This window comes from Pseudoalteromonas sp. APM04, assembly GCF_022809815.1.
GTDB lineage: Bacteria > Pseudomonadota > Gammaproteobacteria > Enterobacterales > Alteromonadaceae > Pseudoalteromonas > Pseudoalteromonas marina.
In genome coordinates this window covers 550071-576048 of sequence record NZ_CP094441.1, presented here as the reverse complement: position 1 = coordinate 576048, position 25978 = coordinate 550071, and the positions used below count along the sequence as shown (strand labels likewise).

Here is a 25978-nt window from a genome sequence, read left to right as displayed (position 1 = left end):
TTCTTTCGTTATTTTCCCAAAGGGGTAGTTTATGGGCACAGTTATATGGGTAGGTTTAATCGTTATTGTTGCGGTTATAGCATTTTTTATTGGTGCATTTGTTACTAAAAAACAGTTCAAACAAGATGAGTTAAAAGAGCAAGCGGAACAAGCGCAAAGCGAACTTGAGCAATACCGCCAAGACGTAGCTGACCATTTAGCAAGCACCAGCAAGCTTGTAAATAAAATGAAAGATAACTACAACCAGCTCTTGAGTCATGTAGAAGAAACTAATCAATTACTGTTAGAAGATAGAAATAAAGAACCAGCAGCCCCTTACTTTTCAAAAGAAACAACAGAGCAATTACAAGCATCTTTAAAAGAGCGTCGTTCTGATCGCTCTTCAGCAGAGGTGCAACCGGCAGACTTTGTGTCAGGTGAGTCTGGTTTATTTGCTGGTGAAAATAAAGTACAGGACCGCTCTAAAGCATCTTGATGAACTTTTTTTTGACCCCATAGTCTTTAGATATAACAGCTTTGTTGTTTTATCTTACTAACAAACTAAAAAAAGGCTGCTTATGCAGCCTTTTTTAATTTTTGTTTTTCCTAAGTGGAGTAAACCTTGACTATGAAAATGAAATTATCACTTATCAGTGCTGCTATTTTATCTACAAGCTTATTAATGAGCCCGGTAGCGTCTTACGCAAAGTTACCAATAGCAGTTAATGGGCAACAGCTACCGACTCTTGCACCTATGCTTGAACAAATCTCCCCTGGTGTTGTGAGTATTCAGGTTTCGGGCTCTAAAGAGGTTCGCCGCCGCGCCGATCCACTTGAGTTCTTTTTTGGCCAGCAACAACCTCGCAGCCAAAAGCGCCAATTTAGTGGTTTGGGTTCAGGTGTGATTATCGATGCAGATGAAGGTTATGTGGTTACTAATAATCACGTGATCCAAGATGCTGAAAAAATGATCGTTACACTCGAAGATGGACGTGAATTTGAAGCTACTAAAATTGGTACAGATAAAGAGTCTGACATTGCACTACTACAAATAGACGCTGATGACCTTACAGAAATCAAACTTGCTAACTCAGACCAATTACGAGTCGGTGATTTTGCAGTTGCTATAGGCAACCCGTTTGGTTTAAGCCACACCGTCACCTCAGGCATTGTTAGTGCCCTTGGACGCAGTGGTTTAAACATCGAAGGTTACGAAGATTTCATTCAAACAGACGCCGCAATTAACCAAGGTAATTCTGGCGGTGCTTTAGTGAATTTAAATGGAGAACTAATTGGCATTAACACCGCTATTTTAGGTGCATCTGGTGGTAACGTTGGAATTGGTTTTGCTATTCCTTCTAACATGATGAAAAACTTGGTTGATCAAATTATTGAGCATGGTGAAGTACGCCGTGGCTCGCTAGGCATATCGGGTCGTCCACTTGATGCGGGCTTAGCCAAAGCACAACAGCTTGATGTTAAACAAGGTGCTTATGTAATGCAGGTAATGGATGATACTGCTGCTAGTAAAGCAGGCATAAAAGCCGGGGATGTTATTGTAAGCATTAATGGCAGCGATATAAGCGGCTTCCATGAACTGCGCAGTAAAATTGCTACATTAGGTGAAGGCAGAGAAATAAAGCTCAGTATTTACCGAGATGGAAAAATAAAAACGCTCAAAGTCACACTCGACGGTGCATCTGGTGTTAAAGCGGTTGGCGAAGAACTGCATCCCGCATTTCAAGGGGCTGAATTAGAAAATGTTCAGAAAAATAACGCAAAGGGGATTGAAATTACCTCTGTCGATCCTCGCTCTCCTTCTGCACGGGTAGGCCTAGAAGAAGGTGACATGATAGTCCAAGTGAACCGCCAACGTGTTGAGACTATTCGCGATATGAATAAAATCATCGAAAATACGAAAGGTAATATTGTACTAGGCGTTAAACGTGGACGTGAGTCTATATTTATCCTAATTCAGTAATTAATCGCAGTATATGTGTAATAAAAATAACAGCGGCACTTGCCGCTGTTATTTTTTTTGTGCCATCATAAAGAGATTGCTCCTTTAATAATAAGAAACTTGTGCTGAAATTCATTAAATTTGTCCTCCCTCCTCTATTTGCAGGTCTCAGTATTGCTTTTTTAGTGGTTTTTTTCAGCCCAAATATGAGAGCAGCGCTGCTGCCTAATGTTCCTATCCCCAGTGCAATGAGTGCAAGCCACTTAAGCTTTTCTGATGCAGTAAAGCGCGCAGCCCCGTCTGTCGTTACTATTTTTTCTGAAAGTATTTCAAAGGAGCCCCGCTACAAAAGAAAAAACACCGTTCAGGAGTTAGGCTCAGGCGTTATTATGTCGCCAGATGGCTATATACTTACTAATTATCATGTTGTTAATAATGCTGATGTCATTATGGTGATTTTAACTGACGGCCGACGTTTTTTTGATGTGCAGCTTATAGGCTTTGATACAATTACAGATCTAGCACTACTAAAAATAAATGCAGAACACCTTCCTGTTATTCCCGTAAACGATGACTATACGACTAGCGTGGGAGATGTTGTATTAGCGATTGGTAACCCACTCAACTTAGGGCAAACCATTACACAAGGGATTATTAGTGCCACAGGTAAACAAAAAATTACCGATAGCCCGTTTAATAATCTACTGCAAATGGATGCAGCAATTAATGTAGGAAATTCTGGAGGTGCACTCGTTAATTCAAATGGTGATTTAGTGGGTATTACTTCGGCGCAATTTAAAACCCGCGAAAACTTAAACATCCAAGGCATCTTTTTTGCTGTCCCCTACACCCTAGCTAAGGAAGTAATGGCTAAGCTAATCCGCCATGGCCGTGTAGTGCGTGGTTACTTAGGGTTTGAAGGCACAGCTGTAGACAGTACAGGCAAAGAGGTTAATGACAACTTAACCCCTGTGAGCGGCATGCGTATTACAAATTTAGATCCATTAGGGCCTGCGTGGCAAGCTGGCATTGAAGAACAAGATATTGTAATAAAAATTGCAGGGCTTTCAGTGGCTAATCCACAAAAGGTACTCGAAAAAATTGGCAATACTGAACCAGGTAAAGAAATAGAGTTTGAATTGTATAGAGATGGGAAAATCGAAAAAATAATGGTTACTGTGGCTGAGCTTGAAACCAAACTCTAAATAAAGAAAGGTCGGTGTAATCACACCGACCAGCATTTAAACGTGTTAGCTTGCTTTACGCTTTATGTTAGCGCCTAGCGCGCTGAGTTTATCCTCAATACGCTGATACCCTCTATCAACGTGATAAATACGATCAACAACGGTTTCACCTTGCGCTACAATCCCTGTAAGGATTAAGCTTGCTGATGCTCGTAAATCCGTAGCCATAACTTGAGCGCCAGAAAGACTTTTAGTTTCACCACATATTGCTGTGTTGCCTTCTAAGCGAATGTTTGCGCCCATGCGCTGTAACTCAGGCACATGCATGAAACGGTTCTCAAAAATAGTTTCTGTAATTGTCGCGCTGCCATTAGCCACTACATTAAGTGCAGTAAACTGAGCTTGCATATCGGTTGGGAACCCTGGATGCGGCGCGGTTTTAACATTCACGGCTTTAAGCTCACGACCACGCATATCTAGGTAAATAGAATCGTCTTTAACTTCAAGTAAGGCATTTGTCGCGCGCAGTTTTTCAATAACCGGTTCAAGTGAATGAAAGTCTGTGTTTTTACACAATACTTCACCACCAGCCATTGCTGCAGCAACTAAGAACGTGCCCGTTTCAATACGATCCGGTAAAATTTTGTGTTCACAACCGGATAAGCGCTCTACGCCTTCAATTTCAATACGGCTCGTTCCAGCGCCTGTAATTTTAGCACCCATAGCAATCAAGCAATTTGCTAAATCGGTGATTTCAGGTTCACGGGCTGCGTTTTCTAGTACTGTTTTACCATCGGCCAGCGCTGCTGCCATCAACAAGTTCTCGGTTGCGCCTACACTGACCATCTCCATAAAGATCTCAGCGCCTTTAAGGCGACCATCCACTTTTGCATTGATATAGCCATTTTCAACACTAATTTGCGCACCTAAACGTTCCATGCCTTGAATGTGAATATCAACAGGGCGAGCACCAATAGCACAGCCGCCTGGCAATGAAACTTGTGCCTCACCAAAGCGAGCAACTAAAGGCCCTAATGCTAATACAGACGCGCGCATTTGCTTTACTAAATCGTATGGGGCCAACGTTTTATCAACAGTTGCACCATCTATGACGAGGGTATCACCCTGCCAATTTACATCTGCACCTAATGTTTTTAGCAAAGCTTCAGTAGTTACAATATCGCGTAAGCGTGGCACATTGGTAAATGTGCTTTTACCGTCGGCCAAAAGTGAGGCAAATAAAATAGGCAGTGCCGCGTTTTTAGCACCAGAAATAGTCACCTCACCAGCAAGTGAAGTGCCACCTTGAATTACAAATTGATCCATTAGGAGGCCCTATTTATTGCGGTAAAATAAATTTTTGTTCGCGTTTCCACTCAGTCGGTGTAAAAGCACGAATAGAAACTGCATGAATAGTACCGTCTGAAATAGTATTCATTAGTGGACCATATACTAGCTGTTGCTTTTTAACTCGGCTTAAACCGTCGAAGCACTCACCCACGGCAACAACTTCATAATGGCTTCCATTGGCTTTTACATGAACTTCTGCTAATTGAAGTTCTTCGCGTAATAATGTTTCGACTTGGCTAGTTTCCATAACTCTCACTCAAATAGGGTTGTAACTTGACCCAATTGCATTAAATTTTGCAATTGCTCAGGTGGATTTTGCAATTCAAGGCGAATACCTTGCTGCTTTAATTCTGCAAAAGAGTGAATTAACCAAGCTAAGCCGGCTGTGTCAACCCTTGACACCCCACTTAGGTCAAAATAGATGATTTTATGCTTAGTTTGTAGCTGCTTGTTCAGAAGTTGTTCATCGCCAATTGAATTTCGAGAGAGCTCGCCGCTCGCTCGAAACTGTTGATCATCAATTTGGCTTATCGCCAATTTAGTCATTCGAGCTGCTGCCTCTAAATTGAACTGGAAGCTTACTTTTTTGCTCTAAAAGGTCACTTACCTTATCAATACCTTGCTGACGCAAAATACCTTGTAGCTCACTTTGCTTAGCATCTAACAAGCTTATCCCTTCAGCAATCATGTCGTATGCACGCCATTGCCCACTGCGATCTTCACGAACTTTAAAATCAATGCGGATATCTGGCTTACCATCTTCGATAATTTTTGTTTTTACTACAACCACATCCTGACCTTTAAATGGTTGCGGTGCACCAAATTCAACGTGTTGGTTAGTATATTGGGTAAATACACCTGCATACGTAGCAACTAAATACTCTCTAAACACGCCAATAAAGCGCTGAATATCTTTAATTGCTTGTGCTTTTTCAGCATCATCTGTGATTGCGCGCACTTTAGATACTTCACTTCCTAATACACGCAGTGCTGCGTATTTATAATCAATATAGGGCATCAACTCTTCTTCAACGATAACGCGAAGATACTCTTGATCTTTAACAATCAATGGTTGATCTTTTTTGATTCGGTCAAATGTATGCTCTGATACCTTGCGCACCATTTTATTTGGATCGTCTAACTTTACTTCTGCAGCACTCACCGTTTGCATTAGGCTCAATGCGCTAAGCGTTATAATAGCTAAATACTTTTTCAACATAATAATTACTCACTACCTTGGTTGAATAAAAACTGCCCAATTAATTCTTCTAACACAATGGCAGACTTAGTATCAATAATTGAATCCCCATTACCTAACGCCTTACTTTCTACGCCAAATAAATCATCAATTGCAGTATCTTGTTCATTGTTGGTTACTGTTTCACCTAAACAGCGCTGTTCCGCAGAACTGGAGGCAATAACAGGATTTATACCTAAGTATTGCTCGCCTAAAATACCCGATGTAAGTATGGATATAGAGCTTGTATCTGAAAAACGACATAAGTATTGCGCATCAATAGTCATATCAACCACAGGTAAAAACTCTTTTGGATGAACATAAATTGACTCAACGCGACCAATTACCACACCACCTACTTTGATAGGGGCTCGTGCTTTTAATGAGCCAATATTTTCAAACTTTGCATTGAGTGAATAGGTTTCGCCTGAGCCACTAATACCTGCATTCGCTACTTTAAGCGCTAACATAGCAAAAGCTAAAATGCCAAGCGCTACAAAAAAGCCAACTAAAATTTCTAATTTCCGTGAATTCATTATTTATACCCTAATTAGCTGGTAAACATTACCGCTGTCAAAATAAAGTCGAAACCTAAAACGGCCAATGACGAATGTACAACTGTCTCGGTAGTTGCCTTGCTGATCCCTTCCGACGTTGGAACACAGTCATAGCCTTTGTAAAGTGCAATCCAAGTAACCACTATTGCAAATACAAAACTTTTAATTATGCCGTTTAGTACATCTGCCTGAAACGACACTTGCGATTGCATAATTGACCAAAAACTACCGGTATCTACACCTAACCAATCAACCCCGACTAAATGAGCCCCTATAATTGCAACGGCAGAGAATATAATTGCAAGTAAGGGCATGCTAATAAAACCAGCCCAAAAGCGAGGTGCAATAATACGTTTAAGTGGATCAATTGCCATCATCTCTAATGATGATAATTGTTCGGTGGCTTTCATGAGACCTATTTCTGCGGTAAGTGCACTACCTGCACGCCCAGCAAATAATAGCGCAGTAACAACAGGGCCTAGCTCACGCAGTAAACTCAATGCTACAAGTGGCCCTAAGCTATCTTCAGCACCATACCCTACTAATACGGTGTAGCCTTGCAATGCGAGTACCATACCGATAAACAAGCCCGATACCATAATAATAAGCAGCGACTGCGAACCCACCATATAAAGCTGGCGAACAAGCAGCGGAGTGCCTTTTTTAAAATTAGGAACATGCGCGAGTGCGCTGAACAACATGTAAGCTGAGCGACCAAGGGCAGCAAAGCGACCCAGAGTTTTATGCCCTAACTTTTGAAACAAATCCAACATTAGGCTTTTTCTCCAAGCAACTCATCTGCATAGGCTTGCGCGGGGAAATGAAATGGCACAGGACCATCAGACAAACCTTTTAAAAATTGCTGAACTAGCTCTGATTCATGATTGCGCATTTCATCTGGCGTACCTGAGCCTATTACGCCCTGATCGGCAATAATAATAACGTGATCGGCAATACTCATTACTTCAGTTACATCATGGGTCACAATTAAAGACGATAAACCTAATACTTGATTGAGCGATTTGATTAACTTTACAAGCACGCCCATTGAGATAGGATCTTGGCCAGCAAACGGTTCGTCATACATGATGAGCTCTGGATCGAGCGCTATTGCGCGAGCAAGAGCAGCACGCCTTGCCATCCCACCTGATAACTCTGAGGGCATTAAATCTTTAGCTCCGCGTAAACCCACAGCCTGCAGCTTCATTAACACCACTAAACGAATAAGATCTTCACTTAGTTTTGTGTGCTCACGAATCGGAAAAGCAATATTGTCAAACACAGACATGTCGGTAAACAAGGCACCACTTTGAAATAGCATGCTCATTTTTGTACGCGCTTCGTATAATTCTGAACGCGTCATGGAAGGAATACTGCCACCTTCAAATAAAATATCACCCGAATCAGGTTTTAATTGGCCACCAATTAAACGCAACATCGTGGTTTTACCAATACCGCTTGGCCCCATAATCGCAGTGATTTTGCCTTTAGGCACACTAAAGCTCATATTTTTATATATGACCCTATCGCCCCTGGAAAAGCTAACATCCTTGACTTCTACTATTGATTGCGACAAGTCGCTCTCCATAAAAATGTTCACTAGTGCCCCTATTTTAAATCTTTTTGATCCAATATGGAAAAAACAATTCGTAAGATTTTGTAATGTACGTTTAAAACACACATTAAGACTCACTCATCTTCACTTAACCAACACTTAAACTAGGGTCTGTTAACTATCAAGGTTAAATTTTCAGCAACCCATTTAGAATTTTGGTAAGTCAGTACCTGGTGGTGAAGTTATTCCCCATACATCAGCAAAACTTTAGTACTGAAAGCTTAACAGCCCCGACTGATTAATTTAGTAAAATAAATTAGTCTACGTAGTTGACCTTACTCTTTTATTTATACTTTCATCGTGGCATTTGTTACTATTCGCGCCATTCCTATTTTGAATAACTGGCTTAATACAATGGTTACCTCGTTTGTTATTTTGATTCTTGGTTTTGCAGCCCTAGTTTGGAGTGCTGACAGGTTTGTTTATGGTGCGGCCGCACTGGCTAAAAACTTTGGCGTACCAACCTTAATTGTTGGTTTGACTGTTGTTGCCATGGGCTCATCAGCACCTGAAATGATGGTGTCAGCCTCTGCTGCATTGGCTGGAAAAACAGACACTGCGGTAGGTAACGCAATTGGCTCAAATATCACAAATATTTTACTGGTATTAGGTATTACCGCTTTATTTAGGCCTCTTAGCGTTTCTTCAAGTACATTAAAACGTGAAATCCCATTAGTACTTATCGTATCTCTAGCTACTTGGTATATTTTTTCAGATAACTACTTTTCGCTTGCTGAAGGCGTTGCCTTATTAATTGGTTTTGTCGTCTTTATTGGTGGGCTGATTATTGTTTCGCTACGTGCTAAAAATCAAACAGACCCATTTGTATCTGAAGCATGTGATGAAGTACCCAATGACGTACCAACAAAAAAAGCAGTCATTTGGTTAGTTATTGGTATGGTATTACTCCCTGTCAGTGCACATTTTTTAATAGATTCAGCGGTCGATATTGCAAAATATTTTGGCCTAAGCGATTTAGTCATTGGCTTAACAATTATTGCAATAGGTACTAGCTTGCCCGAGCTTGCAGCTTCAATTGCAGGGGTTCTTAAGAATGAAGATGACTTAGCACTGGGTAATATTGTTGGCTCTAATATTTTTAATATTCTTGCCGTGCTGCCTTTCGCAGGCATTATTAACCCTTCTGTTATTGACCCGTCTGTTGCTAACCGCGACATACTTATTATGATTGGTGCCACGGTTGCGCTTATTATCATGTCATTGAACTTTAGAGGTGCTCAGCGCATCAATAGAGTAGAGGGCGGCTTATTATTAATCGCTTTTTTAGGCTACCAAGGGTATATTTTCAGTCAAGTAGGGTAAGTAATGGCAACGCTAAATTTTATTGAACAAGGCCTACGTGTATTAGACATAGAGCGCCAAGCATTGAGTGATATTGCACAATATGTGGATGAAAATTTTCATCAAGCATGTCAGTTAATATACGACTGCCAAGGCCGAACTATTGTTATAGGCATGGGAAAATCGGGTCATATTGGCAATAAAATAGCGGCGACATTAGCAAGTACTGGCAGCCCTGCATTTTTTGTACACCCAGGTGAGGCAAGCCATGGCGACTTAGGTATGATCACTAAAAATGATGTGGTTATGCTCATTTCTAATTCTGGTGAAACAAGCGAAGTCCTCAATATAATTCCCGTTTTGAAACGCCTCGGCGCAAAAATGATAGCCATGACAGGCAACGCTAGTTCAACAATGGCAACGCTTGCAAACGTACATATTTGCATAAAAGTTCAAAAAGAAGCCTGTTCGTTAGGCTTAGCCCCTACAGCAAGCACAACAGCAACACTTGCAATGGGCGATGCCATGGCGGTTGCACTGTTAGAAGCCCGCGGTTTTACAGCTGATGACTTTGCGCTATCTCACCCCGGCGGCAGTTTAGGTAAACGTTTACTGCTGACCCTAAAAGATGTCATGCATAGCGGTAAAAACACACCTATTATTAACGTTACGCAAACTATAAAAGATGCACTGATAGAAATGTCGGCAAAAGGCTTAGGCATGACAGCCATAGTTGATTCTCAGCAACAACTTGTAGGGCTCTTTACCGACGGTGATTTACGTCGTATTTTAGAACAACGAATTGATATACATACAACACAAATAGATGTTGTAATGACCAAGTCCTGCACAACGGCAACGCAAGATATTTTGGCCGCTGAAGCACTTAATATTATGGAGCAAAAGCGTATTAATGGTTTAATTATCGTTAATGAGCAAAACCACCCTATTGGTGCATTAAATATGCAAGACTTATTAAAAGCAGGAGTATTATAAATGCAATTTGAAGAGCTCTATCAACCATTGAGTGAAGACGCAAAAGCACGTGCAAAAAAAGTAAAGCTACTTATTTGTGATATTGATGGTGTGTTTTCTGATGGTCGCATTTATTTGGGTAACCAAGGCGAAGAGCTCAAAGCATTTAATACAAAAGATGGCTTTGGCATTAAAGCGCTAATTAATAGCGGCTTTGAAGTTGCGGTAATTACAGGACGCCACTCAAAGATAGTACAACAGCGTATGACAAGCCTAACAGTACAACATATATACCAAGGCCAAGAAAATAAATTACTCGCTTACGAAGAACTAAAAACAAAGCTCAATTTAAATGATGAGCAAATTGCTTACATTGGCGATGATGGCCCAGACATGCCAGTGATGGAGTTAGTAGGGTTTGCTGTTGCAGTAAATGACGCACATCCGCTAATAAAACGTTTAGCACATTATACAACACAAATGCTAGGTGGCTTTGGTGCAGTGAGAGAACTTACCGACCTGCTAATGCTTGAAAATAACAAACCTTTGACCACAAAAGGGACTAGTTCATGAATGCAGCGCGCATAATATTAAGCGTTTTATTCATCAGCTGTATGGTTTGGCTTTGGTACCCTTATTTCACACAAGTAAATTTACCACAACAAACCGAAGCAGACATAATTGCAAAGCCCGATTACACAGCCATAGAGCTAAAACAAACAGCGTATGACGAAAATGGGAAAATCAGCCATAAAGTAACGGCAGCGCGAATGGAGCTATATCAAGAATTAGGGTTTACCTTTTTTGATAAACCTATTTTTACGCTATACAACAACAAGCAAACATGGCGAATTAACGCTAATGAAGCAACATTGTACGAAGGCAGACAATTAATATTAGAAGGTAACGTTGTTGCTAGTAATTTAACTGATAACGCAATGATAGATAAAATTAATGCTGATAACATTCAGGTAGATATAAAATTACTAACGATGCAATCAGAGCAGCCTGTCATTGTTACAGGGCCCAATTTAAAAATCACCGGTAAAGGCTTAGAAGCCGATTTAAAAACCGAAGTGATAAAATTAATTAACCATACGCGAACTATTTATTATGACCAATAAACTATCAACACTCTTTATTATTCCAACATTTATACTTGCATTAGGTACTAATGCCGCTGAACCAACAGCGCCAATTTCTGCAAATCAAATTTCGATTAGTGCGGATAAACAAGAGGGTCAACTAAAAGAAAACGTAGGTATCTTCGAAAAAAATGTTGAAATTATTCATGGCGACAGAAAAATTACCGCAGACCGCCTTGAGGTTCACAAGCGTGATGAGCTAGGCGACAACAAGCAATTGTTAATTGCCACAGGTACGCCTGCATATTTTGAAGAAAAACAAGCCGACGGCACAATAATGAGCGCCAGCGCTAATGAAGTTAGATACGATGTCTCAACGCGTTTTTTAACATTAATTGGAGATGCAGAGATATCTCAAGCTGGGCAAAAAATGAATGCTAAAAGCATTACCTACGATATAGAACAGCAGCTTATTAGCGCAGAAAAAGATGAAAGCTCAACTGACCGTGTACACACTATCTTAGTGCCTGTGGAGCCTAAAAAAAATGACAAAGGCCAACCATGAGCACATTAAAAGCAGAGCTACTAGCCAAAAGCTACAAAGGCCGTGAAGTTGTAAAAAATGTGGGCCTAGAAGTTAAAGCTGGCAGTATTGTAGGCTTGCTTGGGCCAAACGGCGCAGGTAAAACAACAACCTTTTACATGATTGTAGGCTTAGTCCCTAGCGACAAAGGCAAAATATCTATCGATGATAACGATATTACGCTTTTACCTATGCACAGTCGTGCTAGATTAGGTATTGGCTACTTACCACAAGAGTCGTCTATATTTAGAAAATTAACAGTGTATCAAAACTTAATGGCTATTTTAGAAACTCGAAAGGAGCTCACTAAACAAGCCAGAGAAGAAACATTAAATAATCTATTGGATGAATTTAGCATTCAACACATTCGCGACAGCAAAGGTATGGCATTATCGGGCGGAGAACGTCGCCGAGTGGAGATTGCACGTGCTTTAGCTGCAGATCCAAAGTTTATTTTGTTAGACGAACCATTTGCCGGTGTTGACCCTATCTCAGTATTAGATATTAAAAAAATTATTGAACACCTAAAAAACCGTGGTATTGGCGTATTAATAACAGACCACAATGTAAGAGAAACCCTTGATGTTTGCGAAAAAGCCTACATTGTTTCTCATGGGGAACTGATTGCTTCTGGTACCCCTGAACACGTATTAAATGATAAAACTGTACGCGATGTATATTTAGGCGAGCAATTTAGGCTGTAACATTTACGCCTTATTTATAAGCATCTGCTAGTATTAATTATAACAACTTAAAAGGATTGTTAGAGATACATGAGGCAATCACTACAGCTGCGCATGGGCCAGCAACTTACAATGACACCTCAGTTGCAACAAGCTATTCGCTTGCTGCAATTGAGTACATTGGATCTTCAGCAAGAAATACAAGAAGCGCTCGACAGCAACCCATTACTTGAGGTTGAGGAGCAAGACTATGCCGATGATCTTGCGGGCAAAAATGAGCAAAAAGCAGATAACGATGAAGTTACAGTAACCGTATCTGCCGATGAAGCCCCTAGCGAGTATGAACAAGACAGTGGTGAAGCGCTTGCTAAAGATACCGTAAGTGACGACATGGCAATGGATGTTAGCTGGGATGAGTATATGAGTGCAGCCCCTGCATCATCTTCAGGCCCAATGCCTGAAGATGAGTCTATATATCAGGGCGCATCAACTGAAACGCTTCACGAATACTTAATGTGGCAATTACAATTAACGCCATTTAGCCCTACAGATGAAGCCATCGCTATTGCTATTGTAGAAGCGGTGGATGATTCAGGCATACTGACACTCAGCTGCGAAGAGATTTTAGAGAGCTTTAATCAAGATAACGACGATGACGTTGAGGTTGAACTTGACGAAATAGAAGCGGTTTTAAAGCGCATTCAGCTATTTGACCCAGTGGGTATTGCGGCACGTAGCTTACAAGAGTGCTTGTGTATTCAGTTAAATCAATTTGATAAAGGCACGCCTTTTATTGATGAAACAAAAATGATTTTAACAGAGCACATTGATTTGTTAGCTGCTCGTGACTACCGTACATTAATGAAAAAAACGAAGCTCAAAGAAGATGAGCTTAAAGAAGTAATGACACTTATTCATACGCTCAACCCTAAGCCTGCAGACACAATAGTACGAGAAGAGTCTGAGTATGTAATACCTGATGTGTCAGTTAAAAAAATTAAAGGCCGCTGGATTGTAGAGTTAAACCCAGACAGCATGCCAAAAATTCGTGTAAACAGCCAATATGCAGCAATGTCACGTACAGTTAAATCAAGCGGCGACAGTCAATTTATTCGCTCACATTTACAAGAAGCTAAATGGTTTATAAAAAGCTTAGAAAGTAGAAATGATACACTTTTAAAAGTAACTAACTGTATTGTTAAACAACAACAGGGCTTTTTTGAACACGGGCCAGAAGCCATGAAACCGATGGTTTTAAATGATGTTGCCGAAATGGTAGAAATGCACGAATCAACAATTTCGCGCGTAACTACGCAAAAGTATATGCACACACCGCGTGGAATATTTGAGCTTAAATACTTTTTCTCAAGCCACGTAAGTACCGAAAATGGTGGAGAATGTTCATCTACGGCAATACGTGCACTTATTAAAAAATTAATCGCAGCAGAAAACTCAGCAAAACCATTGAGTGATAGCAAAATTGCGGATATATTGGCTGAGCAAGGAATTAAAGTAGCGAGACGTACAATCGCAAAATATCGCGAATCTCTTGCTATTCCACCGTCAAATCAGCGAAAGAGCCTGATCTAAGACGCTAAACAAAGAGGGTAATGCTTATGCAACTAAATTTAACTGGTCGTCATGTAGAACTAACTGATTCATTAAGAGACTATATAAATACCAAATTTGCGAAGCTAGAAAGGCACTCTGATCATATTAATAATGTTCATGTCATTCTCGATATAGAAAAATTAAATCAAAAAGCAGAAGCAACTATTCATGTAAGTGGTGCTGAATTATTCGCATCCACTGAACATCAAGATATGTATGCAGCTATTGATTCATTGATTGACAAGCTTGACCGTCAAGTAATTAAACACAAAGAGAAGCTTGCTCGACACTAATATGATGAAATTAAGTTCACTTATATGCCAGGACTGCAGTAAAGCTGCGGTCCTTTTTAATAGTAAAAAAAGAATTTTAGAGTTTATTAGCGAGCTGGCTCACGATAAATTACCGTATTTATCTCAACAGGATATTTTGGGCGCTTTATTAACCCGCGAAAAGCTAGGCAGCACAGGGATAGGCAGAGGTATTGCTATTCCACATGGCCGAATGAGCGGCGCACAAGAACCTTTAGCATTGGTGTTAGTAAGTGAAACACCGATTAATTTTGATGCTATAGACAACCGCCCTGTTGATATTTTTGTTGCACTCATCGTACCTGAAGGCGATAACCAACAGCATTTAAAGACGCTAGCAACGATAGCTGATAAACTAAAAAATAAAGAATTTTGTAAGCAGCTTCGCTGTGCTAAATCGGATGCTGAGTTGTATCAAATTATTGTTGACCAATCGTAACAAATTTAAAGGGTGATTAATGGAGTTGATTATCATAAGTGGCCGTTCTGGTTCTGGTAAGTCGGTTGCTTTACGCGTTGTTGAAGATCTAGGTTATTATTGCGTAGATAACATTCCAGTAAATTTATTACCTTCTTTGGTAAGAAGCGTTTCTGATAACTACGATAAAATTGCCGTTAGTATAGATGTGCGAAATTTACCAAAAGAGCAAGATGAATTTAATCACATCATCGAATACTTACCGGGTTTTACAAAACCAACGCTGTTCTACTTAGACAGTGAAGATCAAACCCTTATTAAACGCTTTTCTGAAACCAGACGCTTACACCCTTTATCAATAGATTCACTTCCGCTTGATTTAGCCATAAAAAAAGAAAAAGAACTTCTCGATGTGCTAATTACGCGCGCCGATTACATGATCGATACCAGTGAGCTAAGCGTTCATGAACTTGCTGAATCAATTCGCGAAAAAATATTAGGTAAAAAAGACAAGCAGCTAATTGTTACATTTGAATCTTTTGGTTTTAAACATGGCATTCCTAAAGAAGCAGATTACGTATTTGATGCACGTTTTTTACCTAACCCGCATTGGGAGCCTGAACTAAAACCACTTAATGGCCTAGACCAACCAGTAAAAGATTATTTGGCTAGCCACAGCATAGTTCAAAAATTTACATGGCAAATACAAACCTTTGTACAAACATGGCTACCACACCTAGAGCGAAATAACAGAAGCTATTTAACTATTGCGATTGGCTGTACTGGCGGGCAACATCGCTCTGTATATTTAGCGCAAACAATTGGCGAAAGCTTTGCAGTTACGCATCCCAATGTAAAAATACGTCACAGAGAACAAGAAAAGTAATTTTACAAAACTAATAACCTGTTCAGCTTTGATAGAGTAATGTATGCGTATAGAAGACACTTTTTTAATACAAAATAAATTAGGACTGCATGCCAGAGCCGCGACTGTATTAGCCCAACTCGCTGTAAAATTTGATGCTTCAATCACCTTGTTTCAAGATGATAAAGAAGCTGCTGGTGACAGTGTATTAGCACTGATGCTACTTGAAAGTAGCCAAGGTAAAGAAGTTAAAGTGGTATGTGAAGGGCCTGATGCAGAGCAAGCTTTAAATGCAATTGGAGAACTTATTTCGCAACGATTTAACGAACAAGAGTAACGTTAATTTTTAACATTTAAATAAAATAACTATAATCAAAATAACTGGCTGCTAGGTCGTACTCCCCCACCCATTAGGTAACAGTTACAGTATAAATAAAGGACGCCAATGCCCGAAGCTTTTGAACAAGACTACCCACTACAACAACTAAAACAAGTGACCAAGTCACTTAATAGTGGTCAGTTTGTTCAAGTTAGGCGCATGCTCGCAAAAACAGCGCCATGTGATACTGCGTTATTATTAGAATCATCTCCACACAAAATTCGTCGCTTGCTATGGCAGTTAGTTGATCCTGATGTTCAAGGTGATGTACTCGAAGAATTATCAGAAGACGTGCGCCTGGGTATTATTGCCCAAATGGAGCCTGAGCACATTGCTGCTGCCACTGAAGACATGGGTCACGATGACCTAGGTGAAGTATTACGTAGTTTGCCTGACACCGTTTACCAAGACGTTGTTAGCGCCATGGACACCCAAGATAGAGAGCGCGCAACACAAGCGCTATCTTATCAAGAGCGTTCTGCTGGTGCACTCATGAACACCGATACGGTAACTATTCGCCCAGATGTGACCATTGATGTCGTACTACGTTATATTCGACTTCGCGGAGAGTTACCTGAAGGCACTGATGACCTGTATGTGGTTGATAAACATAACTGCTTTATTGGTGCTTTATCGCTGAGTACATTGCTAACTAATCCACCAGAAAAAATTGTTCGCGATTTAATGGATGAAGAATGTGAGTCAATTCCAATTTCAATGGATGAAAGTGAAGTCGCACAACTGTTTGAGCGCCATAATTGGATCTCGGCCCCAGTTGTTGATGACAACGATCAGCTACTTGGTCGTGTCACGATCGATGATATTGTTGACGTAATTCGTGAAGACGCCGAACATAGTTTACTGAGTTTGGCGGGCCTTGATGATGAAGAAGATACCTTTGCCCCTGTCTTAAAAAGCTCTAAAAAACGCTCAGTATGGTTAGGAGTTAACTTATTAACTGCGCTTGCGGCCGCCTTTGTAGCCAGTTTTTTTGAAAGCACACTCGATATTTTACCCATATTAGCAGTGCTTAATGGCATTGTTCCTTCTATGGGCGGTGTAGCTGGTAGTCAATCACTCACACTTGTTATTCGTGGTATAGCTGTTGGTCATATAAATCAAACCAACCAACGCTTTTTAATGATGAAAGAACTCGCTATTGGAGCACTCAATGGCATTTTGTGGTCATTGTTGATAGCGGGTGTTATTGCACTTTGGCAGTGGGACTTTATGCTCGGCGGCGTACTCGCTTTTGCCATGTTTATGAACTTAGTTGTGGCAGGGGTTGCTGGTGCAAGTATTCCAATTTTACTTAAAAAAATGAATATAGACCCTGCACTTGCAGGCAGTGTAGTGCTAACAACAGTGACAGATATTGTGGGTATTTTTGCCTTTTTAGGCACCGCCACTTGGCTGTTAATATAAATTTAAAAGCTGTTATAAAAAACGCGTAGTTAATTTATAGCTGCGCGTTTTTATTGTCTCGGTAATAACTATCTGGCTTTTTGCCTATTTCCACCCACTTTAGGTTTTGTATTAGCCTTTTTAAATTGGCTAAATCCCGTATGACGTGTAAGCGCTGGGCGAGCCCCTTTACGGCCTTTATTAACGGTTTTACCCGCTTTTTCATCGCGGCCTTCTTCTGGCACTAAACAGTTTGGCCCTTTGCCAATTAAGTTGGCTTTACCCATTTTGCGAAGTGCTTCACGTATCATTGGCCAGCCCGATGCATCATGGTAGCGCAAAATAGCTTTGTGTAATCTGCGCTGGCGTGCTCCTTTTGGCACTGGCACTACTTCACTATTATTCTTGATATTACGCAGTGAGTTCATCTCGGTATGGTAAATAGTGGTCGCATTGGCCATTGGAGATGGATAAAAGTTTTGCACTTGATCCAACTTAAAGTCGTTAGACTTAAGCCATAAAGCCATGTTTACCATATCTTCGTCTTTAGTTCCTGGGTGCGCAGAAATAAAATACGGAATTAAATACTGCTTTTTACCCGCTTCTTTCGAGTACTTATCAAATAATTCTTTAAATTGATCGTAAGCACCCATGCCTGGCTTCATCATTTTTGATAATGGACCGTCTTCAGTATGCTCTGGCGCTATTTTTAGATACCCGCCCACATGATGTGTCACCAGCTCTTTAACATAGCGAGGATCGCGTACAGCAAGGTCATAGCGAACGCCCGAAGCGATAAGAACTTTTTTAATGCCTTTTACATCACGTGCTTTTTTGTATAAATCGATTGTTGGCGTGTGATCCGTGTCCATATGCTTACAAATATCAGGGTATACGCACGATAAGCGTCGGCAGGTACTTTCTGCTTTTTTGCTTGTACAACGTAATTTGTACATGTTGGCCGTTGGCCCACCTAAATCGGAAATAACGCCAGTAAAACCAGGCACTTTATCTCTGATCTGTTCAATTTCTTCAATAATGGACTCTTGCGAGCGGCTTTGAATAATTCGCCCTTCGTGCTCTGTAATCGAACAGAATGAACACCCACCAAAACAGCCGCGCATAATATTCACCGACGTTTTTATCATGTCGTAAGCAGGTATTTTAGCGTCGCCATAACGTGGATGAGGAATTCGTTGATAGGGTAATCCAAATACCGCATCCATTTCATGTGTTTCTAAAGGATAAGCCGGTGGATTCACCCAAATAGAGCGATCGCCATGACGCTGGAATAAAGCTCTTGCACAACCAGGGTTAGTTTCTTGGTGTAATATCCTTGAGGCATGCGCGTATAAAGGTTTGTTAACACTTACTTGCTCGTACGCTGGAAGTTTAACATACGTTTTTTCCCATGGCTTAGGGCGCGCTGGCTGCACGGTAATAGGCTTTGCAGCTTCTGCTTTTAAATCAATACCTGCTTGTTTAAACTCAGACTTGCTACAGCCAACATCATCGGCTCCGTAAGGGTTTGGAATGGGGTCTATTTTACCTATTTTATCAATAGCTGTTGAATCACTCCCCCGCCAGCCCGGCAAAGGTTCTTTACGAATAACAGCGGTACCACGAATGTCTTGAATCGTATCCATCGTTTCACCACCGGCAATGCGGTGGGCAACTTCTACTAATGGGCGCTCAGCATTTCCGTAAATCAATATATCGGCTTTTGAGTCAAACAAGATACTACGGCGCACTTTTTCTTGCCAATAATCATAATGAGCTATCCTACGAAGGCTGGCCTCAATACCGCCAATAACAATAGGAATACCTTTGTATGCTTCACGACACTTCTGAGAGTAAATCATCACCGCACGATCTGGGCGTTTACCACCTATATTGTCTGGTGTATAAGCATCATCGTGGCGCATACGCTTTTCAGCTGTGTAACGGTTAATCATTGAGTCCATGTTGCCAGCAGTTACACCAAAAAATAGGTTTGGCCTGCCAAGCTCCATAAATGCATCTTTTGTATCCCATTTTGGCTGAGCAATAATCCCCACTCTAAAGCCTTGCGCTTCGAGCACACGTCCTATCACTGCCATCCCAAAGCTTGGGTGGTCAACATAAGCATCACCACTAATTATTATTATGTCGCAGCTATCCCAGCCAAGTGCATCCATTTCTTCGCGTGATGTAGGTAAAAATGGTGCAGTGCCGTAACACTCAGCCCAATACTTGGGGTAAGAGAATAAGGCGCGCTTAGCTTTGAGTGTGCTCATAAATGTGACCGTAGAATAACAAAAGGCGCAAATTATACATCATAGACTTGTTTATATATACAACATTACAACGTATGAAATACCTTTAACACTAAGCCTATAACTATCTATGTTTTTCGTTTACTAATGAACTCTAATAACTTGTTTTCAGGCATAGGTTTAGCATACATAAACCCTTGTACTTCATCGCATCCTAAGTCTTTTAAAAACTTAGCTTGTTCCTGCGTTTCAACACCCTCTGCTATTGTTTTTAAACCTAACTTTGCACCTAACGATATTACTAATCCAGCAACGGCACCGGTATCACCATTATTAAGATCTTTAATAAACGACCTATCAATCTTTAGCCTATCGATAGGAAGGCTTTGTATATAACTTAATGAAGAAAACCCTGTGCCAAAGTCATCAATAGCAACTTCAATACCCAACGCCTTAAGCTCCCTCAGAGTATTAATAACCGTGTCTAATTCATCCATTACTACGCTTTCAGTGACTTCAAGCTCAATGTTTTTTGGGTCCACACCGTATTTTAGTAAGGTATTTTTTACTGTTTGCGCATACCCTTTAACTTTAAATTGCGGAACCGACACGTTAACAGCAATACAAATTTCAGTTCCTTCATTTTCTAATCGCTTTTGCTGTTGGCACGCTTGCTCTAACACCCACTGCCCTATATCAACGATGAGTCCAGCGTCTTCAGCTAAAGGTATGAACACTGCGGGTGAAATGTAGGTGCCATTTTCCAACGGCCAGCGTAAAAGAGCTTCGCAACCAATTAATGACAAATCATCAAACGATAACTGCGGTTGGTACCATACTTCGAGCTTCCCTCTGGCAAAATCATGGCGCAGCTGTCTAATTAAACCTAATCGCCACTCCATTTTTTCTTGCATATCAATACTGTAATAAACACCTTCCTTGTGCTTTATTTTTTTAGCATGATTTAAAGCAATATAAGCCACTTTTAATGTTTCTAAACCAGAGCCTTGAAAGTCTTGCTGTTGGCATAAGCCAATTCTAAAATCGATGGGTAACACATGTTCCGCAGCAGAAAACGACGGACTTAACTTTTCATTAAAATCAGTTAAAACAAATTCACTTTTTGGGATTAAAAAACCAAATACATCAGCACCTACACGAGAGAGTAATTGAGCTGTGGGGACAATTGCTCTCAAACGCTCAACAATAGCAATAAGTAGCTTATTACCTACATCTTGCCCTAAGCCATCATTTATATCTGAGAAGTTAATAACGTCTAACAAAACAAACACATATTTGTTTTCACTGGCGTTTTGAAAATCATCTATGCGCTCAATAAAATCAGTTCTATTTGAAATACCAGTGAGTAGGTCTTTATAAGCTGCATCTCTTAGCTTTACAAACAACCGTATATTATCGAGCGCAATACTAATATTAGTTAAAAATATTTCAGCAAACTGCAGTTGAATATCTGTCGGTGCTCCACCACTCTCAATATATAAAGCAGCTTTGCGGTGCTTACTTTTTAAAATAAAGGTGATGCTGTTATCTGTATATTGATGAGTGAGTTGTCCAAAACAGGCCTCAACCTGAGATAACGCAGTTTGGTTAACATTAACTAATTTTTCACCAAAATATTCTTCGTACTTTTCACACCCGCCCAGAACCTGAATAAAATTTTCACCATCAAGCTTGGTACAAATTAATCCGTTAGATTTACAACCTAAAATAACCCCCATAAATTCAAGTGCTTTATTGCACAATACTTTTATATCTGTTTGCCCCAAAATGTATTTAGAGGCAGATAAAATAGTATTCATCGCTTGCGCTTGATACTCAAGTAGGCATATCTGTTCGTAAGAACGAATAGCAGCAATAAGCGTTGTCACAAGTTTTGAGCGTGTCAGCTCTGTTTTAGTTTTGTAATCGTTTATATCGTATTCACGAATAACTTTTTCTTCGGGGATATTAGCGGCTTGGCCCGTACGTAAAATAATGCGAACGCGTTTGTTATTAAGAGTGTCTCTGACATGTTTAACCACCTGAAAGCCGGCATCGTCAGTTTCCATAATAACGTCTAAAAAATAACAGATATATCATTGGGCTGAGTAAGTATATTTTTGGCCTCAGCGCCAGAATATGCGTGATGAAACCTAAGCCTAGCACCACCATACTCTAGTCCAGATAATGCGAGTTTTGTAACCGTATGAATTTCTTCGTCGTCGTCTACAATTAAAATATCCCAATAACGAGATGGCTCAACAACTATTTCGTCGTCTTGCTGTGGGTCTAAAAATAGAAAATCATTTTGTTCAGACGACATATTTACCCTTTTTCTGATACTGCTTAATGCTTAAATATTCTAACGTAATGTTTAAAAAGCTATAAATTTAGTTTTTGGCTTATGATCTAATTCATACTATAGTCGATTAACAAAAAGTTGTTACATATATAGTTAAAAAAACTACCAAAGGTATGGTTATTAAATTATTAAAAGTACTGTTCAAATATGTATTAGTTTTACTACTTATAATAGTCGTAGTCGGATTACTGCTGCCACAAGATTATCGTGTAAGTAAACACGTAGAAATTAATGCCAATACCAGCACAATAAAAACACTTGTTGCAGACTTTAACCAATGGCACACATGGTCACCTTGGCAGCAAGTAGACCCCACCATTGAGTTTATTGTTAATGAACCTGGCGCTGGTGTAGGCGCTCATCAATCATGGGTAGGAAAATGGGGGTATGGTGAAATGACCATAACCTCCCTAAATAATGATAAAATGTCGTTCAACATATTACTAAATAATGAACATATTATTGAAGGTACACTCACATTTTCACCGCAGGCAAATGCCAATACCGTGACCTGTTATATTGAAGGGCAATCAACGACTCTTCTCATTTCAGGCTATATGGCACTCGTATATGAGTATATTTTAAATAACACTTTAGAGCTTGGGTTAAATAATTTAAAAACCGTAGCACAATTAAGCGATATACAAAGCGTAGCAAATAGCCATGACAGTAAAAACAGCACAAGCACGGATTAATCTAGCTAATATAATAGAATCGTTACTTGGTTACCCTGTGACTAAGGTGCCCAACAACGACACTTCGCCGTCATCAGAACAAAGTTACAATACAAGAGGGCAAGTAAAACCGCTGTACCATATAAATAGCGAACACCCTTTGCTGACTCGCTCAAAGCAAAGACAAGATTTACTGGCTATTAAGCGCCAACAAAATATAGAAGCTATTTTAACCAAAGCAATGGAGTTTTGCCACGATGTAGCTAGCAATAAACACCCTGATGCAGATTGGGTTGAACACTTTATTGCTTTATGTGAGGACACCTCAAATAGCTCTATGCAAGCATTGTGGGCAAAAATTTTAACCGGTGAAACATTAAGCCCGGGTACTTTTTCAATTAAAAGCTTACAAACACTAAAACACATGACTCAGCGCGAAGCCGACTCTTTGCAAAAATGCGTGTCTTTGTCAGGTTATAACGAAAAAGACGATAGCCACTTTATTTTACTTGGCTTTTATAAAAAACCGTCTTTATTCGACCTTCTTCGTAAGGGAAATAAAGTGTCATTAAATTTAGGTAAAACAGGAATAGGCTTTCCTGATATTTTAACTTTAATGGATTTAAATTTGCTTTACAGAAAAGAAATCGAATCTGCGGTGCTTAAAGCTGGCCAAGAACTCACGTTATCGTTTTTATCTCAAAAGGTGACGCTTAAAGCAAAGAATAGTGATTTGGTGTTAAGCTATTACAAATTCACACAAACCGGTGATGAGCTATCTAAACTCATACGATTCCCTGTAAATAAAGTATATAAGCAGCTGGTAAACACGGCACTAGAGGGAGAGTTTGATTTAGCGTGGCATCCTACAAAATAGGACGCCACGCTTTGTTCAATTAGAAGGCACTAATTAAAAATGAACCTGAATACCTGCAAACGGACCCGATGCGTCAATATCAGTAGTAATATCATCAATATCGTCAAGCTCTAATACCATTGATCGGTAACCCGCTTTAACAGCAATATCTACAGCTAAGTTATCTACAAGTTCCCAAGCAACACCTACTTGATAATCTTGCACTTTACTATCGTCAATTGCCAAAAGGCTGCCTTCAAAAAACACACTTAAACCTGTAAGTGGTAAGCCTGCTTCTGCACGCGCGTATGCAAGTGGCACAAAACCAGAAAACTCAACCGTTTCAGTAAAGTTTGCGCCACCATCTTGCGTTGTACCATTAACAATGATGTCACCGTCAAACTGCTTTGCGTTTAGACCTAAATCAATAGAAATCAGGTCATTATCAAATATTTCGTAATACAAAATGTAATCTACATGCGTTAAATCGCTTACAGAATTAACGGGTGTACCCACTACGTAGTCTGAACCATTAAAGCTAAATGTATCATTTAGCACTGTAGAGCCATTTAGCTCAAGTTCTGTATACTTTAATTTAAGATTAGGTACTAATGGCACCGGATGTTCGAGCGCGGCGTAATAGCTTATGTATGTTTCATCTTCAAAGTTAAAATCTTGAGGTGCATTTGCTTTGTAAGAAAGCTGACCTTCATTATCCGACTGCCAACCATCAACACCTACATACAAACCTAATAGGGTATCAGCCTGAGCTACAGGTGCTAAACATGCCATAGATAAGGCAGCTGCTAAACAATACTTTTTCATTTTTTATCCTTGCGCTAATAGTTCGCTAAGTTCGATTAAAGCCGCGTTGGCTCTAGAAATATAATTTGCCATAACAAGAGAATGATTAGCAACATAGCCAAAACCATTTCCGTTTAAAATTAGTGGGCTCCACACGGTTTCTTGCGTGGCTTCAAGTTCACGGATGATTTGCTGTAAGCTAACGCGTGCGTTTTTCTTTTCAAGCACATCGTTAAAGTCATACTCTACGGCTTGTAAAAAATGCAGTAACGCCCACGTTGCACCACGAGATTCATAAAACACATCATCTATATCAAGCCATGGTGTTCTTACTTGCTGCTGCAATGGAGCAAGCGTTGCTTGCTTATTTGAAGAATTACCAGCTAAGTCAGTATTAACTTTATCTTGCCCAACACTTGCACTTAAACGCTGACTTAGACTGCCTAAACGTTTTTCAGCTTCTTTTAACCAACTACGTAAGTTATCAGCGCGAGCATAAAACTGACTATCGCGCTCATGCTGATGAGCCATTTGCGTACGGTAAACAATTAAGTAATCAATCCCTTTTTGGTACTCGCCCTCAGCACTTGGCCACGCCCAAGCTTCAGAACTTATATTAAATTGAGGTTGTGCTTTTTTAAGCGCTTCGTGTTCAGTTGATTGCGATTGAGAGCGGCTAAAATCTTTTCTCATAGAAAGTGATAAATCACGAACCATTTCAAGTGCGCCATATTCCCAAGCAGGCATATCATCCATAATAATGCTAGGTGGTATAACGTCGTTTGATAAATATCCGCCTGGCTTATCAAGCAGCGTATTTGCAACAGTGATAAGTGTTGATGTAGTAATGTAACCCGTCACCATCGTTTCATTTCGAAGTTGCGCTTGCTCTTTTGCACTTTCAACCACATCAAAACGTGAAGGTTCAGTACTCCAGTAAACGGCAATGGCGTAAAATATAATAAGCAGTATAACTATAATGCCTGCTATTTTTCCTTTGTGTTGCGACATGTAAACTCCTAATGATGAGAATGTTGTGCTGACGACTTAGCTTTATTTATTTGCGACTCTAGCGTAACCACCTCAATATTTGTAAATAAGCGATTACCATCACTAAAATATAGCGTTAGTTTGCGTTCTTGCCCTGCTTTTAAAGGCTCTTGTGGCTCAAATACCATTAAATGATAGCCTCCAGGCTGAAAATCGACACTTTCATGCGCTTTCACAATGACCGATTCGACCTTTTGCATTTTCATCATACCATCAACATGTGCATGCTCATGTATTTCAACACGTGCTAGTCCGTCAATACTGGCCTTTGTTAATATTGCATTTGTACCACTATGATTGGAAATAGTTAAGTAGGCGGCACTTGCCTTACCGCCAGGTAAGAACTCTCTAACTTGCGCGTTACTTACTTCAAGTTGTGCGGTATCGGCTGAATGGTTATGGCCAGAGTGCGCAGCCAAAGATGACGAAAAAAAACTAAAAGCCAATGCAGACACAAAAGATAAACACAATTTTGTCAT

28 protein-coding genes and 1 pseudogene are annotated in these 25978 nt (G+C 40.1%); 17 read left to right on the top strand and 12 right to left on the bottom strand.

What is annotated here, in order from left to right; all coding sequences use genetic code 11:
- Positions 1–31 precede the first annotated feature (31 nt).
- The 3 genes from MTP24_RS02710 to MTP24_RS02700 all read left to right on the top strand — a co-directional run bounded on the left by MTP24_RS02710 (position 32) and on the right by MTP24_RS02700 (position 3144).
- Positions 32–475, top strand: coding sequence for a YhcB family protein (locus MTP24_RS02710; RefSeq protein ID WP_243532661.1), 444 nt, complete (start codon positions 32–34; stop codon positions 473–475).
- Positions 476–607: 132 nt separating this feature from the next.
- Positions 608–1960, top strand: a complete 1353-nt coding sequence (locus MTP24_RS02705) for a Do family serine endopeptidase (protein WP_008130320.1) — start codon at positions 608–610, stop codon at positions 1958–1960.
- Positions 1961–2061: 101 nt separating this feature from the next.
- Positions 2062–3144, top strand: a complete 1083-nt coding sequence (locus tag MTP24_RS02700; protein WP_010555666.1) for a trypsin-like peptidase domain-containing protein — start codon at positions 2062–2064, stop codon at positions 3142–3144.
- 45 nt (positions 3145–3189) lie between these two features.
- Here the strand turns inward: MTP24_RS02700 and murA are convergent, their stop codons facing one another.
- The 7 genes from murA to MTP24_RS02665 are packed head-to-tail and all read right to left on the bottom strand — an operon-like array spanning position 3190 to position 7855.
- Entirely contained in the window at positions 3190–4449 is a 1260-nt protein-coding gene (gene murA, locus MTP24_RS02695; RefSeq protein WP_006792110.1) for a UDP-N-acetylglucosamine 1-carboxyvinyltransferase, read from the bottom strand.
- Between the two features lie 13 nt (positions 4450–4462).
- The gene (locus tag MTP24_RS02690; RefSeq protein ID WP_006792109.1) at positions 4463–4720 is read right to left on the bottom strand and encodes a BolA family protein; all 258 of its coding nucleotides are present in this window, start codon (positions 4718–4720) and stop codon (positions 4463–4465) included.
- A 5-nt stretch (positions 4721–4725) separates the two neighbouring features.
- On the bottom strand, positions 4726–5019 hold the full coding sequence (locus tag MTP24_RS02685; RefSeq protein ID WP_243532658.1) for an STAS domain-containing protein: 294 nt from the start codon (positions 5017–5019) through the stop codon (positions 4726–4728).
- Positions 5012–5692: an ABC transporter substrate-binding protein gene (locus MTP24_RS02680; protein WP_010555664.1), complete on the bottom strand. Its 681-nt coding sequence runs from the start codon at positions 5690–5692 to the stop codon at positions 5012–5014. The genes MTP24_RS02685 and MTP24_RS02680 overlap by 8 nt, the downstream gene beginning before the upstream one ends.
- Before the next feature lie 5 nt (positions 5693–5697).
- The gene (gene mlaD / locus MTP24_RS02675) at positions 5698–6246 is read right to left on the bottom strand and encodes an outer membrane lipid asymmetry maintenance protein MlaD (RefSeq protein WP_006792106.1); all 549 of its coding nucleotides are present in this window, start codon (positions 6244–6246) and stop codon (positions 5698–5700) included.
- A 14-nt stretch (positions 6247–6260) separates the two neighbouring features.
- Positions 6261–7040: a lipid asymmetry maintenance ABC transporter permease subunit MlaE gene (gene mlaE, locus MTP24_RS02670; protein WP_006792105.1), complete on the bottom strand. Its 780-nt coding sequence runs from the start codon at positions 7038–7040 to the stop codon at positions 6261–6263.
- A complete protein-coding gene (locus MTP24_RS02665) occupies positions 7040–7855 on the bottom strand; it encodes an ATP-binding cassette domain-containing protein (RefSeq protein ID WP_074210176.1) in 816 nt (271 codons plus the stop codon). The genes mlaE and MTP24_RS02665 overlap by 1 nt, the downstream gene beginning before the upstream one ends.
- A 381-nt stretch (positions 7856–8236) precedes the next feature.
- Here MTP24_RS02665 and MTP24_RS02660 point away from each other — a divergent pair, with 381 nt between their 5' ends.
- The 12 genes from MTP24_RS02660 (at position 8237) to mgtE (ending at position 17519) form a co-directional block, all read left to right on the top strand.
- Positions 8237–9205, top strand: a complete 969-nt coding sequence (locus MTP24_RS02660; RefSeq protein ID WP_033019047.1) for a calcium/sodium antiporter — start codon at positions 8237–8239, stop codon at positions 9203–9205.
- 3 nt (positions 9206–9208) lie between these two features.
- Entirely contained in the window at positions 9209–10180 is a 972-nt protein-coding gene (locus MTP24_RS02655) for a KpsF/GutQ family sugar-phosphate isomerase (RefSeq protein ID WP_006792102.1), read from the top strand.
- Positions 10181–10732 carry a 3-deoxy-manno-octulosonate-8-phosphatase KdsC gene (gene kdsC / locus MTP24_RS02650; protein ID WP_006792101.1) on the top strand — a complete coding sequence of 184 codons (552 nt, stop codon included), beginning with the start codon at positions 10181–10183 and terminating at the stop codon, positions 10730–10732.
- Positions 10729–11283 (top strand): LPS export ABC transporter periplasmic protein LptC, encoded by a 555-nt coding sequence (lptC, locus tag MTP24_RS02645; protein ID WP_006792100.1) that lies wholly within the window; start codon positions 10729–10731, stop codon positions 11281–11283. Before kdsC ends, lptC begins: the two co-directional genes overlap by 4 nt.
- A complete protein-coding gene (gene lptA, locus MTP24_RS02640; protein ID WP_006792099.1) occupies positions 11273–11809 on the top strand; it encodes a lipopolysaccharide transport periplasmic protein LptA in 537 nt (178 codons plus the stop codon). Before lptC ends, lptA begins: the two co-directional genes overlap by 11 nt.
- Complete coding sequence (lptB, locus tag MTP24_RS02635; protein WP_243532656.1) at positions 11806–12531, top strand: LPS export ABC transporter ATP-binding protein; 726 nt, start codon at positions 11806–11808, stop codon at positions 12529–12531. The genes lptA and lptB overlap by 4 nt, the downstream gene beginning before the upstream one ends.
- 69 nt (positions 12532–12600) lie before the next feature.
- Positions 12601–14100 carry an RNA polymerase factor sigma-54 gene (locus MTP24_RS02630; RefSeq protein WP_006792097.1) on the top strand — a complete coding sequence of 500 codons (1500 nt, stop codon included), beginning with the start codon at positions 12601–12603 and terminating at the stop codon, positions 14098–14100.
- A 26-nt stretch (positions 14101–14126) separates the two neighbouring features.
- The gene (gene hpf, locus MTP24_RS02625; protein WP_006792096.1) at positions 14127–14414 is read left to right on the top strand and encodes a ribosome hibernation promoting factor; all 288 of its coding nucleotides are present in this window, start codon (positions 14127–14129) and stop codon (positions 14412–14414) included.
- A gap of 4 nt (positions 14415–14418) precedes the next feature.
- Entirely contained in the window at positions 14419–14871 is a 453-nt protein-coding gene (gene ptsN / locus MTP24_RS02620; protein WP_006792095.1) for a PTS IIA-like nitrogen regulatory protein PtsN, read from the top strand.
- 19 nt (positions 14872–14890) lie between these two features.
- On the top strand, positions 14891–15736 hold the full coding sequence (rapZ, locus tag MTP24_RS02615) for an RNase adapter RapZ (protein WP_243532654.1): 846 nt from the start codon (positions 14891–14893) through the stop codon (positions 15734–15736).
- A 43-nt stretch (positions 15737–15779) separates the two neighbouring features.
- On the top strand, positions 15780–16052 hold the full coding sequence (locus MTP24_RS02610) for an HPr family phosphocarrier protein (protein WP_006792093.1): 273 nt from the start codon (positions 15780–15782) through the stop codon (positions 16050–16052).
- A 108-nt stretch (positions 16053–16160) separates the two neighbouring features.
- Entirely contained in the window at positions 16161–17519 is a 1359-nt protein-coding gene (gene mgtE / locus MTP24_RS02605; protein WP_006792092.1) for a magnesium transporter, read from the top strand.
- Between the two features lie 68 nt (positions 17520–17587).
- On the opposite strand, the gene MTP24_RS02600 is transcribed toward mgtE, so the two are convergent.
- Both MTP24_RS02600 and MTP24_RS02595 read right to left on the bottom strand, forming a co-directional pair.
- Positions 17588–19774, bottom strand: coding sequence for a YgiQ family radical SAM protein (locus MTP24_RS02600; protein WP_243532652.1), 2187 nt, complete (start codon positions 19772–19774; stop codon positions 17588–17590).
- Between the two features lie 107 nt (positions 19775–19881).
- Positions 19882–22076, bottom strand: a pseudogene (locus MTP24_RS02595) (EAL domain-containing protein).
- 152 nt (positions 22077–22228) lie between these two features.
- Here MTP24_RS02595 and MTP24_RS02590 point away from each other — a divergent pair.
- Complete coding sequence (locus MTP24_RS02590; protein WP_243532650.1) at positions 22229–22810, top strand: SRPBCC family protein; 582 nt, start codon at positions 22229–22231, stop codon at positions 22808–22810.
- A complete protein-coding gene (locus MTP24_RS02585) occupies positions 22779–23666 on the top strand; it encodes a TIGR03899 family protein (protein ID WP_243532649.1) in 888 nt (295 codons plus the stop codon). Before MTP24_RS02590 ends, MTP24_RS02585 begins: the two co-directional genes overlap by 32 nt.
- A 33-nt stretch (positions 23667–23699) precedes the next feature.
- On the opposite strand, the gene MTP24_RS02580 is transcribed toward MTP24_RS02585, so the two are convergent.
- Genes MTP24_RS02580 through MTP24_RS02570 form a run of 3 tightly spaced genes read right to left on the bottom strand, consistent with a single transcriptional unit; the run spans position 23700 to position 25978 of the window.
- Entirely contained in the window at positions 23700–24470 is a 771-nt protein-coding gene (locus MTP24_RS02580; protein WP_243532646.1) for a TIGR04219 family outer membrane beta-barrel protein, read from the bottom strand.
- Between the two features lie 3 nt (positions 24471–24473).
- Positions 24474–25460, bottom strand: a complete 987-nt coding sequence (locus MTP24_RS02575; protein ID WP_010555652.1) for a DUF2333 family protein — start codon at positions 25458–25460, stop codon at positions 24474–24476.
- A gap of 8 nt (positions 25461–25468) precedes the next feature.
- Positions 25469–25978: a copper chaperone PCu(A)C gene (locus MTP24_RS02570; protein WP_082014408.1), complete on the bottom strand. Its 510-nt coding sequence runs from the start codon at positions 25976–25978 to the stop codon at positions 25469–25471.